11 protein-coding genes and 1 other annotated feature are annotated in these 13,921 nt (G+C 48.1%); of the genes, 10 read left to right on the top strand and 1 reads right to left on the bottom strand.

From position 1 onward, the window contains the following. The 3 genes from OCV96_RS13025 to OCV96_RS13015 form a co-directional block, all read left to right on the top strand. Nucleotides 1-247, top strand: a 247-nt coding sequence (locus tag OCV96_RS13025) for a polyphenol oxidase family protein (protein WP_262594687.1), incomplete at its 5' end; no start/stop codon positions are given. 128 nt (nucleotides 248-375) lie between these two features. Then, a complete protein-coding gene (locus OCV96_RS13020) occupies nucleotides 376-1,074 on the top strand; it encodes a response regulator transcription factor (RefSeq protein WP_118537824.1) in 699 nt (232 codons plus the stop codon). Next, nucleotides 1,071-3,752: a sensor histidine kinase gene (locus tag OCV96_RS13015; RefSeq protein WP_118731269.1), complete on the top strand. Its 2,682-nt coding sequence runs from the start codon at nucleotides 1,071-1,073 to the stop codon at nucleotides 3,750-3,752. The genes OCV96_RS13020 and OCV96_RS13015 overlap by 4 nt, the downstream gene beginning before the upstream one ends. A gap of 102 nt (nucleotides 3,753-3,854) precedes the next feature. Here the strand turns inward: OCV96_RS13015 and OCV96_RS13010 are convergent, their stop codons facing one another. Then, a complete protein-coding gene (locus OCV96_RS13010) occupies nucleotides 3,855-5,054 on the bottom strand; it encodes a ribose-phosphate pyrophosphokinase (RefSeq protein WP_262594686.1) in 1,200 nt (399 codons plus the stop codon). A 188-nt stretch (nucleotides 5,055-5,242) separates the two neighbouring features. On the opposite strand from OCV96_RS13010, the gene OCV96_RS13005 reads away from it, so the two are divergent. From OCV96_RS13005 to OCV96_RS12975, 7 genes are all read left to right on the top strand, one after another. Continuing rightward, on the top strand, nucleotides 5,243-6,595 hold the full coding sequence (locus OCV96_RS13005; RefSeq protein WP_172594741.1) for a DUF512 domain-containing protein: 1,353 nt from the start codon (nucleotides 5,243-5,245) through the stop codon (nucleotides 6,593-6,595). A gap of 34 nt (nucleotides 6,596-6,629) precedes the next feature. Beyond that, the gene (gene der, locus OCV96_RS13000; RefSeq protein ID WP_022313002.1) at nucleotides 6,630-7,970 is read left to right on the top strand and encodes a ribosome biogenesis GTPase Der; all 1,341 of its coding nucleotides are present in this window, start codon (nucleotides 6,630-6,632) and stop codon (nucleotides 7,968-7,970) included. Beyond that, nucleotides 7,970-8,656, top strand: a complete 687-nt coding sequence (gene plsY, locus OCV96_RS12995) for a glycerol-3-phosphate 1-O-acyltransferase PlsY (protein WP_119623667.1) — start codon at nucleotides 7,970-7,972, stop codon at nucleotides 8,654-8,656. Before der ends, plsY begins: the two co-directional genes overlap by 1 nt. 3 nt (nucleotides 8,657-8,659) lie before the next feature. Continuing rightward, on the top strand, nucleotides 8,660-9,673 hold the full coding sequence (locus OCV96_RS12990; RefSeq protein ID WP_227064528.1) for an NAD(P)H-dependent glycerol-3-phosphate dehydrogenase: 1,014 nt from the start codon (nucleotides 8,660-8,662) through the stop codon (nucleotides 9,671-9,673). Nucleotides 9,674-9,772: 99 nt separating this feature from the next. Further along, nucleotides 9,773-10,046: a binding site (T-box leader), on the top strand. A 97-nt stretch (nucleotides 10,047-10,143) separates the two neighbouring features. Next, entirely contained in the window at nucleotides 10,144-11,367 is a 1,224-nt protein-coding gene (tyrS, locus tag OCV96_RS12985) for a tyrosine--tRNA ligase (RefSeq protein WP_262594685.1), read from the top strand. A 167-nt stretch (nucleotides 11,368-11,534) separates the two neighbouring features. Further along, the gene (locus tag OCV96_RS12980) at nucleotides 11,535-13,055 is read left to right on the top strand and encodes a 4Fe-4S dicluster domain-containing protein (RefSeq protein WP_118669531.1); all 1,521 of its coding nucleotides are present in this window, start codon (nucleotides 11,535-11,537) and stop codon (nucleotides 13,053-13,055) included. 177 nt (nucleotides 13,056-13,232) lie between these two features. Then, on the top strand, nucleotides 13,233-13,883 hold the full coding sequence (locus OCV96_RS12975; RefSeq protein ID WP_022312996.1) for a trimeric intracellular cation channel family protein: 651 nt from the start codon (nucleotides 13,233-13,235) through the stop codon (nucleotides 13,881-13,883). The last annotated feature ends 38 nt before the right edge of the window (nucleotides 13,884-13,921 follow it).

Genomic DNA, 13,921 nt, shown 5'->3' with positions numbered 1-13,921 from the left:
AGTGGCGGAACAGTTCCGGGAAGGCTTTCCGGAGGATGTGCTGCAGCCGGGCAAAGCACCGGGTAAATATCAGCTTGATCTGTGGAAAGCCAATCAGAGCATTCTGTTAAGGGTGGGGATCCCGCCGGAACATATGGCGGTAACGAACGTCTGTCCCTGCCACAATCCGGAGTATCTGTTTTCCCACCGGGCAAGTCACGGACAGAGGGGAAATCTGGCGGCATTTTTAATGCTGAAGGAGTCCTGAGTTCCTGAGTGCCTGACGGGAATTAAGAAAATTTAAGAAAAAACACGAAAATATTTAAAAATATTATGTTTAAATAGAAATAACGAAAATGATGGGGAACCGGGAAGTAACGGAGAAATGAGGGAAGTATGGCAAATATTCTTGTATGTGATGATGACAGAGAGATCGTGGATGCCATCGAGATCTATCTGAGTCAGGATGGCTATAAAATATATAAAGCGTATGATGGGGAACAGGCAATTCAGATCCTGGACAAGGAGGATATCCATCTGTTGATCATGGATATCATGATGCCCCGGCTGGATGGCATACGGGCTACATTGAAGATCCGGGAATACAGCAGCATTCCCATTATTATCCTGTCGGCCAAATCGGAAGACACGGACAAGATCCTGGGGCTGAATATCGGTGCGGATGATTATATCTGCAAGCCTTTTAATCCGTTGGAACTAGTGGCGAGAGTCAAATCCAACTTGCGCAGATATACCTCCCTGGGGAGCCTGACCGGTGAGAACAAAGCAATCTATCAGGTGGGTGGACTGATCCTCAATGATGATATCAAACAGGTGACAGTGGACGATGAACCGGTAAAAATGACACCTATCGAATATAATATTTTATTACTTTTGATGAAGAACCAGGGCAGGGTATTTTCCATCAATCAGATCTATGAAAGCATCTGGAATGAGGATGCCATCGGAGCGGACAATACCGTGGCGGTACACATCCGGCATATCCGTGAAAAAATCGAGATCAATCCCAAGGAACCCCGGTATCTGAAAGTGGTATGGGGAGTAGGCTATAAGATCGACAAGGAGCAGGCATGAGACGACCTACATTGAAACGGCTGATGCTGGGACTGGTGCAGCAGACGGCGGCTTTGCTTTTGCTGGTGGCAATCGCGGCGGTTTTGTTCAATTCCTATCTGGCGGTAGACACAGCGGATGGCACAAAAGTATATGAATTATCCCCTCTGGATGCGGAAACGCAATTTGAAGATTCCGTGATTTTCCATGATCTGTTCCAGAGCTCGGTATCGGATATTATCCAGCTTATGGTGATCAAAGGACAGATGGAAACCAATGGAAGCTTTGATCCGCATAAGCATGTTGATATCACGGAATTTGCTTCAGGGAAAACCGGCGGTGCAGATTGCCCTGTAACAGCAGTTTATGAGTTGGAAGATCTGATCAAATGGGGAAAATACGGTGCGGAATATACAGATCGTATTATGAGTATGTCGGACTTCGTGAATTATTTCGGACCGATAGACCTGGAGTCGAACTTCCGCGTGGATGCGGACGGACAGCTGGTGTTCGTGGCAGGCGGAGAGCAGACGGAGGAGCAGAAGGAAGCAGTCGCACAGGCAATCGAGGCAATTCCGGAGAGCCAGAGAACCGATCGGCTGGAAGACCTGGCTTTCACATACATTGTGAAAGAGAGTGTACAGGATATCCGGGTATCCAGAGAAGACGATGGTACGCTGACGGTATATTTCCCGATGCTGGTGAACCGTTATGCCACCGTAGACGGAGAGAAGCAGCTGACAGCCTGTGCGGACAACTGGATCGAATATATTGCGCTGCAGAGCAATCTGGAGATGACGATCCAGACGTTGTCAGCCAACTATGAGCAGTATCAGAACTGTAATGATCTGTATAAAGAAGATGCGGGCAATCTGAAATATGTGGTCCGTATGATGACAACAGATGGAGTTAGCAGAACCTATACGAATGTATCGGAGTTTGAGAACAGTTCCGATAATGATATTACGGATTATTTTTCGGAGTACAGACGGTATCTGATCTATTATCCGGACAGTCTGGAATTTACCGGCAACACAGGAATGACTGAGGGCCAGATCTATCAGTATCTGAAAGAGTATGGTTATGTGCATCCGGATATGACTCATATCTGGATCGCAGTGGATACCAATTATCCGGTGGAGGGAGATTCCTTTTACAATGCCAATGTGGTGTTCCAGAGAATCGTTCCGAATATCTGGTATCTGATCGGCGGAGGGATCCTGCTGGCAGTATTGTGGCTGCTGGTGGGTATTTATCTTACCGTAACGGCCGGCGTGGCTTACGATGAGGAGGATGAGCCGGTTCTGTACCTGAACGGTATCGATCATGTCTGGATCGAGTTCATGGCGCTTTTGCTGGTGGGATTTATCTATGGCGGAAGAATCGGATACGATTATCTGATGAATGTGGCCAATAAGGTATATCTCAGCCATTCCGAGATCCAGGGGCGGGAGATCACACGGCTGACAGCCTACGGTGTCTTTGCGCTGTATGGCTTCTGCGTAAGCATGGGAATCAATGTTTTCTGGTACAGCCTGATCCGCAGGATCAAATCCCACAATATGTGGAGTGACAGTTTCCTGCACTGGATCGTCACAAGCTTCGGTAAGGCGGTACATTTTGTGGTTTCCCACAGAAATTCCGCCATCAGCTCACTGATCCCGTATAATCTGTTTCTACTGGTGAATCTGGCAGGAATTTTCGGAGCTTATCTGCTACGGGGAAAAAGCGCTCTGTGGGTGCTTCCGGCACTGGGGGCTATTGTGTTGGACGGCATTGTGGGGGTACTAAGGTTCAAGCAAAAAGCGGAGCAGATCGATATCGTGGAAGGAATCCGCAGGATCCGTGATGGAGAAGTGGATTATAAGCTGGATGTGGAATCTCTTCATGGGGACAACCGTGAGATGGCGGATGCAGTCAATAACATCGGAGAGGGTATCCGCAAGGCGGTAAGCACCAGCATGAAGGATGAGCAGATGAAATCGGATCTGATCACCAATGTCTCCCATGATATTAAGACACCGCTGACTTCCATTATCAATTATGTGGATCTGTTGAAACGCCTAAAGATCACGGAAGAACCGGCCAGAAGCTATATTGAGGTGCTGGACAGCAAATCCCAGAGACTGAAACAGTTGACGGATGATCTGGTGGAGGCTTCGAAAATCTCCTCCGGTAACATTGTGCTGAATCTGGAACAGTTGAACCTGACGGAACTGCTGAATCAGGCAGTGGGAGAATTCTCCGACAGAATGGAAGAGAAAAAGCTGCAGGTGATCTTTGACGGAAATGATGTGGCCGGCATGATCTATGCCGACAGCCGCAGGATGTGGAGAATCATTGAAAATCTGTTTCAGAATATCTGCAAGTATGCCCTGGAGGGAACCAGAGTCTATCTGGAGATGCAGGTAAAGGACGGAAGAGTCATCGCTTCTCTGAAAAATATTTCCGACCGGCCCATGAATCTCAAGGGTGAGGAACTGTCAGAGAGATTTATCCGGGGAGATGCTTCCCGTACTACCGAGGGAAGTGGTCTGGGTCTGTATATTGCGAAAAATCTGACCAAGGCACAGCACGGAGAATTCCAGATTCAGCTGGATGGAGATCTGTTTAAGATTATATTGGATTTCCCGGAATACCATAAGCCGGAAGAACCCGCCACTGAGCAGCTGAAGGAGACCGTGTCGAAAGAGGTTTAGAAATGGCGAAATAAGAAATACTGAAATAAGCAATATAACTGAAAAACGCAGAAACCATAACGGCTTCTGCGTTTTTTTATGCGTTGTCAGATCTGTTGGAAATTAAAAATGAAATTCGCTCATTTCCGTACGATTGTTGTAGGCTTCTACAATACCGTGGATCTTTTCGGTGGTAGCCATGACATTGGACAGAGAAGCGTCATGGTTCATAAAGTCGATCAGGGAAGCAATGAACTTGCTCATATCGGCTTCCACGAAATAAGGTCTGGTGTAGATCTCAGGCGGCAGATAGGTAAGGTTCGTAGTAATGACCTTATCGAAATCACCATGCTCGTAAGCAGCGTCGAAATTCTTCAGACCGTCGGTGAACAAGCCGAAAGTACAGCAGATATATACGCATCTGGCTTTCATGGCCTTTAACTGTTTTGCAGTATCCAGCATACTTCCACCGGAGGAGATCATGTCATCGATGATGATGATATCCTTACCTTCAATATTGTCACCTAAGAATTCGTGAGCAACGATAGGGTTCTTGCCGTTGACGATGGTGGAATAGTCACGTCTCTTGTAGAACATACCAGTATCGACACCCAGAACGCTGGCAAAATAAATGGCACGATCCAGAGCTCCTTCATCCGGGCTGATGACTAACAGATGATCCTTGTCCACGATCATATCGTCCTCGGAATTTAACAAGGACTTGATGAACTGGTAAGGGGTGGTAAAATTATCAAATCCATTCAGCGGAGTGGAGTTCTGTACTCTGGGATCATGGGCATCAAAAGTGATAAAGTTATCAATTCCCATATCCCGTAACTCTTCCAGTGCATAAGCACAGTCCAGGGATTCTCTGCCGCTGCGGCGATGCTGTCTGCCTTCATAGAGGAAAGGCATGATGACGTTGATACGTCTGGCCTTGCCGTTGCAGGCGGCGATGACACGCTTCAGATCCTGGTAGTGGTCATCAGGAGACATGTGGTTGGTATAGCCGTTCATGTTGTAAGTAATACTATGATTGCATACATCGGTGAGAATGAACAGATCCTTACCGCGGATGGTCTCGCTGATCTGCGCTTTGGCTTCACCGCTTCCGAAACGGGGCACATCCACGTCTACGAGATAGTTGCTCTCGATATAGCCGTGAAAGGCAGGATCGTTTTTCACTTTGTCATTATGGATACTCTTACGGAATTCTACCATGTAGTCATTGATGCGGCGTCCCATTTTTTCTGCGGAAGGCAGAGCGATGATCTTCAAAGGAGCCACGGGCATGGCATTTTCCAGTTCGTGTAAATTAGGCATGATGTCCCTCCTGGACGAGCTTTATTGTTCGTAAAAATATGCAGATCTTCCTTCGCAAAAGCGCATCTTCGATGCTTAATTTTGCGGAACTATTCTGAATATAACAATTAATTTATAACATTATGCTAGTGACACGTCAAGGAATTTCTTGTACAATGGATAGGAGAAAGATGGTTAGGTGAATTAGAATGAAGAAAAAAGAACATATTGTAAAAACAGTAAAGCCGGGAAGCATCGCGGAGGAACTGGAGATCGCTCCCGGAGATAAAGTACTGGCCATAGATAATACAGAGATCGAAGACATTTTTGATTATCAGTTTCTGACACAGGATACTTATATTGAGATGCTGGTAGAGAAGCCGGACGGAGAGCAGTGGCTCTTAGAGATCGACAAGGAATTTGATGAGGATATGGGCATCGAATTTGAGAACGGTCTGATGGACGAATACCGTCATTGCCATAACAAATGCATTTTCTGCTTTATCGATCAGATGCCGAAGGGCATGCGGGATACCCTGTATTTTAAGGATGACGATTCCCGTCTGTCTTTTTTGCAAGGAAATTATGTGACACTGACAAATATGTCAGACCATGATATCGACAGAATCTGCAGATATCATCTGTCGCCCATCAATATTTCCTTCCAGACCATGAACCCGGATCTGCGTTGTAAGATGCTGAATAACCGTTTCGCCGGGGAGGCACTGAAAAAGGTGGATATCCTGAATGAAGCCGGAATCCGGATGAACGGACAGATCGTACTCTGCAAGGGTGTAAACGATGGCAAGGAACTGGAATACAGCATCCGGAAGCTGATGGAATATCTGCCAAATGTGGAAAGTGTCTCGGTGGTGCCGGTAGGATTATCCAGGTACCGGGAGGGATTATATCCGTTAGAGCCGTTTAATGCGCAGGATGCTGGTGAGATCATTGATCTGATCGAGAAATACCAGAAGATCTGCATGGAAAAATATGGGACACACTTTATCCAGGCCAGTGATGAATGGTACATTCTGGCGGGCAGAGAGGTGCCGGAAGAGGAACGTTACGACGGATATCTGCAGTTGGAGAACGGTGTTGGAATGATCCGCCTGCTATTGGATGAATTCCACGACGGACTGAAGAGGCGTACCGCAGAAAAGGAAGCGGGAAAAAAGCCATCCTGGGAAGGCACCAGAGAGATCTCTCTGGCTACGGGAAGACTGGCGTTTCCTTATTTAAAGAAGATGTCGGAAGAAATGATGTCGGAATACCCCGGCCTGCAGATACATGTCTATGAGGTCATCAATGAATTTTTCGGAGAGCTGATCACGGTGTCCGGACTTCTGACGGGACAGGATATCGTAAAGCAGTTAAAGGACAAAAATCTGGGAGAAGCATTGTATCTTCCCCGGAATGTACTCAGAAGCGGAGCGGATCTGTTCCTGGATGATTATACGCTGGCAGACGTGGAGGGGGCTTTACAAGTGCCCGTGAATATTGTAAAATCAAGCGGATATGATCTTGTGGATGCCCTGCTTGGAGAAGATGCATCTGAATAGATTTTAAGATGGTAAATAAGAAACGGAGGAAATTATGGCAAAGAGAAAAACCAAGCCCATCGTTGCGGTGGTGGGACGCCCGAATGTCGGTAAGTCCACCCTGTTCAATGCACTGGCTGGCGAAAATATATCTATTGTGAAAGATACACCCGGTATTACCAGAGACCGTATCTATGCGGATATCCACTGGCTGGATATGACATTTACCCTGATCGACACCGGAGGTATCGAGCCGGACAGCAAGGACGTGATCCTGTCCCAGATGCGGGAACAGGCAGAGATCGCTATGGAGACTGCAGACGTGATCATTTTCCTGGTGGATGTAAAGCAGGGACTGGTGGATGCGGATTCCAAGGTGGCAGACATGCTGCGCCGTTCCCACAAGCCCGTGGTACTGGTGGTCAATAAGGTGGACAGCTTCCAGAAGTATATGGCGGATGTCTACGAATTCTACAATCTGGGTATTGGCGATCCCCATCCGATCTCTGCGGTGAATCGTCTGGGAATCGGTGACATGCTGGAGGCCGTAACGGAATATTTTGATAAGGAACAGGCAGAGGAAGAAGAGGATGACCGCACCCGTGTGGCCATCGTCGGAAAGCCCAATGTCGGCAAGTCTTCCCTGATCAACAAACTGCTGGGTGAGAACCGTCTGATCGTTTCTGATATCGCGGGTACCACCAGAGATGCGGTGGATACCGAGATCACTTATAACGGCAAAGAATATGTCTTCATTGATACTGCCGGTCTTCGCCGGAAGAACAAGATCAAGGAAGAACTGGAGCGTTATATGATCGTCCGTACCGTCAGTGCCGTAGAGCGTGCCGAGGTGGTGGTACTGATGATCGATGCAGAGGAAGGTGTTACGGAGCAGGATGCGAAGATCGCCGGAATCGCCCATGAGAGAGGAAAGGCTACGATCATCGTGGTGAACAAATGGGATGCTATCGAAAAGGATGACAAGACCATTTATAAATTTACCGAAAAGGTGCGTAATACCTTATCCTTCATGCCCTATGCAGAGCTTCTGTTCGTCTCTGCGAAAACAGGACAGAGACTGCCCAAGCTGTTCGAGACTATCGATATCGTCAGTGAGAATCACGCCATGCGTGTGGCTACCGGTGTGCTGAATGAGATCATGGCAGAGGCCGTGGCCATGCAGCAGCCACCTTCCGACAAGGGTAAGAGACTTCGTCTGTACTACATTACTCAGGTGGCGGTAAAACCCCCTACCTTTGTTATTTTCGTAAATGATAAGGAGCTGATGCATTTCTCCTATACCAGATATATTGAGAATCAGATCCGGGAGACCTTTGGTTTCAAGGGGACGCCCCTCCGGTTTATCATCAGAGAACGAAAGGAAAAAGATCAATAATGGAACGTGTTATCTGTTTACTCATCGGTTATGTGTTCGGCCTGTTTCAGACCGCATACTTTTACGGAAAGGCAAAGGGAATCGATATCCGTAAGTACGGAAGTGGCAATGCCGGTACCACCAATGCTCTGAGAGTGCTGGGAACCAAGGCAGGACTGATCGTACTGGCGGGAGACTGCTTAAAGTGTATCGTTGCCGTATGCATCACCAAGGCATTGTTCACTACCGGACATCCGGAGAATATTTATCTGCTGTGCCTGTACACCGGTGCAGGAGCCATCATCGGACATAACTTCCCGTTTTACATGGGATTCAAGGGAGGAAAAGGAATCGCTGCCACAGCAGGACTGATCCTGTCGTTCCATCCTTATTTTATCGTGATGGGCGTGGTATTGTTCTTCGGAACCTTCCTGACCACCCATTATGTGTCTCTGGGATCATTATTGGTATATGCAGGATTTATGATCCAGATGGTGGTCTGCGGACAGACGGGGCTGTTCGGCACCATGCCGCAGTCACAGCTATATGAAATGTACGCCATCACCGCATTTTTAACAGTCATGGCATACTGGAAACACAGACAGAATATCGTGCGTCTGATCCACGGGAACGAGAGGAAGACTTATCTGTTCAAGAATAAGAAATCAGCCGAAGCGCAGACAGAAATCTCAGGGGAGGACAAATAAGCTATGGCAAAAGTATGTATATTGGGTGGCGGAAGCTGGGGCATCGGCCTGTCAGTGGTATTACATAAAAACGGACATGAGGTGACGGTATGGTCTGCGGTTCCCGCAGAGATTCAGATGCTTCAGGAGAATCACGAGCATAAGATGCTGCCGGGAGTAAAGCTTCCGGAGGATATGATCTTTACGACGGATGATAAACAGGCCATCGAGGGCAAGGACCTGTTGGTCATGGCAGTGGCAAGCTCTTATACCAGAAGCACAGCACACCGCATCAGCCCGCTGGTGGCACAGGGACAGAAAATTGTCAGTGTCTCCAAGGGAATCGAGGAGCATACCCTGATGACCCAGGCGCAGATCATCGAAGATGAGATTCCGCAGGCACAGGTAGCGGTACTGTCCGGACCGACCCACGCGGAGGAAGTCAGCCGCGGGATTCCTACAACGATCGTAGCGGGTTCTAAGAGCAAAAGCTGCGCGGAATATGTGCAGAATCTGTTCATGAACGAAGTGTTCCGTGTCTATACCAGCCCCGATGTACTGGGAATTGAGCTGGGCGGTGCACTGAAAAATGTAGTGGCACTGGCTGCCGGTATCGCAGACGGACTGGGCTACGGAGATAATACGAAGGCTGCGCTGATCACCAGAGGCATTACCGAAATCGCAAGACTTGGTACTGCCATGGGTGGTAATTTTGAGACCTTCTGCGGTCTGACCGGTATCGGAGATCTGATCGTGACCTGCGCCAGCATGCATTCCCGTAACCGTCGTGCCGGTATCCTCATCGGACAGGGAAAGACCTACGAGGAAGCCATGAAGGAAGTACAGATGGTGGTAGAGGGCGTGTATTCCGCCAAGGCTGCCATGGAGCTTTCGAAAAAATACGATGTGCAGCTGCCTATCATTGAACAGGTGAACGAAGTGCTGTTTGACGGCAAGTCTGCGGATCAGGCGGTGAAGGAACTGATGCTTCGTGATAAGAAGCTGGAAGTATCCCATCTGCCCTGGCCGGAAGAATAGACCCGGAGGCGGCTCCTGCCAGCAGCAAAATTTTAAGTGTTGACAGAAAAACGCAGACTGGCTATAATAAGGTCATGTTTAGCGCAAACATAGGATAAGAAGAATGCGATGAAGGGAAGAAGTACTGTTCCTCCACTTCTGACAGAGAGCAGCCGGTCGGTGAGAGGCGCACAGAAGCAGAGCAGGAATACATCCCGGAGCAGCCGGTGGAAAGAGAAGGATCAGTAGATTTTATCAGAGGATCCCGAACAAGTAGATCAGGACGGCAGGCACCGATATCGGCCGAAGTATTGATAGATACTTACTGAGCTGTCAGATGTGAGTCTGGCGGGAACATTAGGTGGTAACACGAGTGATTAAGCTCGTCCTTTTGAAAAAGGGGCGGGCTTTTTTAGTGCCTTTGGAGCCGATTCCCCCAAAATGTAAAAAAGGTATACAGAGTAAAAAGAACCCAAAAAGGAGAAGAGAAAATGACAGTATTTGACGAATTAAAAGCAAGAGGACTGCTGGCACAGCTGACAGATGAAGAGGAGATCAAGGAACTGATCAATAACGGAAAGGCTACCTTCTACATCGGCTTTGATCCTACCGCAGACAGCCTTCATGTGGGACATTTCATGGCACTGTGCCTGATGAAGAGAATGCAGATGGCAGGCAACAAGCCGATTGCTCTGATCGGCGGTGGTACTGCAATGATTGGTGATCCTTCCGGCAGAAGTGACATGCGTACCATGATGACCAAGGAGACGATCCAGCATAACGTAGACTGCTTCAAGAAGCAGATGAGCCGTTTTATTGATTTTGGCGACGGTAAGGCACTGATGGTCAATAATGCGGACTGGCTGCTGAATCTGAACTATGTGGAACTGTTAAGAGATGTGGGAGCACACTTCAGTGTTAACCGTATGCTGACCGCAGAGTGCTACAAGCAGAGAATGGAGAAGGGCTTAAGCTTTTTAGAGTTCAACTACATGATCATGCAGAGCTTTGACTTCCTGACCTTATACCAGAAATACGGCTGCAACATGCAGTTCGGTGGTGATGATCAGTGGAGCAACATGTTAGGAGGCACCGAGCTGATCCGCAGAAAGCTGGGTAAGGATGCTTATGCCATGACCATCACCCTGCTGTTAAATTCCGAGGGTAAGAAGATGGGTAAGACCCAGAAGGGTGCCGTATGGCTGGATCCCAACAAGACCACTCCCTTCGAGTTCTACCAGTACTGGAGAAACGTAGCAGATGCCGATGTTCTGAAGTGCCTGCGAATGCTGACCTTCCTGCCCTTAGAGCAGATCGATGAGATGGACAAATGGGAAGGCAGCCAGCTGAATCAGGCGAAGGAGATTCTGGCATACGAACTGACCAATCTCGTACATGGCGAAGAAGAAGCAAAAAAGGCACAGGAGAGTGCAAGAGCACTGTTTACCGGTGGCAATGCTGCAGAGATGCCTACCAGCGAGCTGACAGAGGCTGATTTTGTGGATGGTAAGATCGATATTCTCGGTGTTCTGGTAAAATCCGGTTTGTCTGCATCCCGCAGTGAAGCAAGACGTGCTGTAGAACAGGGCGGTGTTGTCGTAGCAGATGAGAAAGTTACCGATGTAAAGACTACTTACGCTCCCGAGCAGTTTGATGGAGAGGGCCTGGTAGTCCGCAGAGGTAAGAAGAACTTCAAGAGAGTCGTTATGAAGTAATAAAAGATAAGAATAACAGAAAATTCTAAGGATGGGATCTTTCACGTAAAAACGGTGTGAGATCCCATTTTTATTGATATTTTTCTTGCATTTATGGATATGATATGGTTTAATATGGTTAGTGTGTTAAAAAAATATCAAAAGGCGGTAATTATGATATGAGCAGCATGAGAGGGATCGATACTCCGGTAAGACAGCGGAGAAGAAGGGTATTTAAGGAAGTGGCTAATCTGGCTTACAATTCCACAAATCTGAAGGATGATATGGAGGCGCTGCCTTATAAGATCGTAGACTATGAAGAGTCGGAGTTCTGGGAGAGCGTTTATCGTGACAGAGCGATCATCCGTGAGCGCATCCGTCTGGCCATGGGGATGAGTTTACGCCCGGAGAACCGTGAGCATCCCGGACATCTGACACAGGGACTGGAAGAGAGTAATATTGATGAAAAATATTATGAGCCCCCTCTGATGCAGGTCATTCCGTCGGCTTGTAATGCCTGCCCGGAGAACCGTTATGAGGTGACCAGCTCCTGCATGGGGTGCCTGGCACATCCCTGCCAGAGTGTCTGCCCCAAGGGTGCGATTTCCATGAAGAATGGGAAATCTGTCATTGATCAGGAAAAATGTATCAAGTGCGGAAAATGTCGTGAGATCTGCCCTTATGATGCTATTTGCCATAAAGAGCGTCCCTGTAAGGCTGCCTGCGGTATTGGAGCTATTACATCTGACCATGTGGGAAGAGCCGTGATCGACAATGAAAAATGTGTATCCTGTGGTCAGTGTATGGTAAGCTGTCCCTTTGGAGCGATTGCTGACAAGTCTCAGATCTTCCAGTTGATCCGTGCCATGCAGTCCGGACGGAAGATCATAGCCCAGGTAGCACCTGCATTTGCCGGACAGTTCGGTCCGAAGGTGACACCTGAGATGTTCAAGACAGCGTTGAAGGAATTGGGGTTTGCGGATGTCTATGAGACAGCGTTGGGCGCTGACATGGGATGTATGGCGGAAGCGGAACACTACGTGAAGGAGGTTGCTACCGGTAAGCAGCAGTTTGCCCTGACATCCTGTTGTCCTTCCTGGTCTGTGATGGCGAAGAATCTGTTTCCTGAGACCATTGATAAGATAAGTAATGAATTGACACCTATGGTTGCAACAGCCCGTCTGATCAAACAGGAACATCCGGATGCGTCCGTAGTATTCATTGGCCCCTGCGCTTCCAAGAAGCTGGAAGCCAGCAGACGTACCGTTCGTTCCGATGTAGACTTTGTTATCACTTTTGAGGAACTGACCGGTATGTTCGAAGCCAAGGGAATTCTGTTGGATGAGATTAAAGCTATGGACGAGATGAAGGATGCCACCTCTGCCGGAAGAGGTTATGGTGTGGCAGGCGGTGTTGCCAATGCTATCAAGGACTGCATCGAGAAATATTATCCCGGTACACCTGTGAATATCCAACATGCGGAGAGTCTGGCGGAATGTAAGAAGGCCCTGCTCCTTGCCAAAGCAGGTAAGATGAACGGCTGCCTGATCGAGGGTATGGCCTGCCCCGGAGGCTGTATTGCCGGAGCAGGCACCAACATCGCCATCCCCGTAGCAGCCAGAGCCGTGGACAAGTTCAAGAACGAAGCTGAGAAGAAAGTGCCTGATGAAAGTGTGGATCAGGAAATGGTGGAACTGGAAAAAGAATAAACACTGCAACAGAACAGATATATCCCGAAAACGAAACCGTCACATTACCGTGGCGGTTTTGTTGCGCGCATAGAGATAAAATTAGAGAAACTATTCAGAATAGTTACAAATGGCATATTGTTATTTCGGGAAAGATACTATAAAATAGCGTGGAGAACTTTTAGGAGAAACTATTTTATGAACATTCAGGACAGTATTATATTTTTCATGGAAATCTTAGGAACCATCGCTTTTGCAGCATCAGGTGCCATGGTGGGGATCCGGAAACGGATGGATATTTTCGGCATCTGTGTGCTGGGCGTGGTGACGGCTGTAGGTGGTGGTATGACCAGAGACGTGATCCTTGGGAAATTACCTTCGGCACTGGAGAAACCGGTATATGTCGGTGTCTCGGTGGCTACAGCACTGGCTATTTTTATACTGCTTTATATCAAACAGGATCTTTTGAGCGGCAGACTGGGAACCTTTTATGACAAAGCGATGTTAGGCATGGACTCTGTAGGACTGGGAATTTTTACTTCCCTGGGTGTGATGTCTGGCATCGACAACGGCTATCCGGACAATACCTTTTTGCTGGTATTTATCGGCATGCTCACCGGCGTGGGCGGCGGTCTGATGCGTGACATGATGGCGGGAGAGGAACCGTATATTTTCGTAAAGCATATTTATGCCTGTGCCTCTCTGGTAGGCGGTATCTGCTGCGTCTGGCTGTACCGCAGTATCGGCAGACTTCCCGCGGTATTTATCGCTGCCTTTGTGGTCATGGCGATCCGGTTTCTGGCGGCACACTTTCGGTGGAATCTGCCCCATCCGAAAACCTTGTCTTAACTGTTGCAGTTTTTGAAAAAAGGCGGTAGAATAAGGAA

Source organism: Waltera acetigignens (assembly GCF_025567015.1).
Classification (GTDB): Bacteria; Bacillota; Clostridia; order Lachnospirales; family Lachnospiraceae; genus Acetatifactor; species Acetatifactor acetigignens.
Note: the sequence above shows the minus strand (reverse complement) of the source record. Positions and strands in the feature narration are given on the sequence as shown.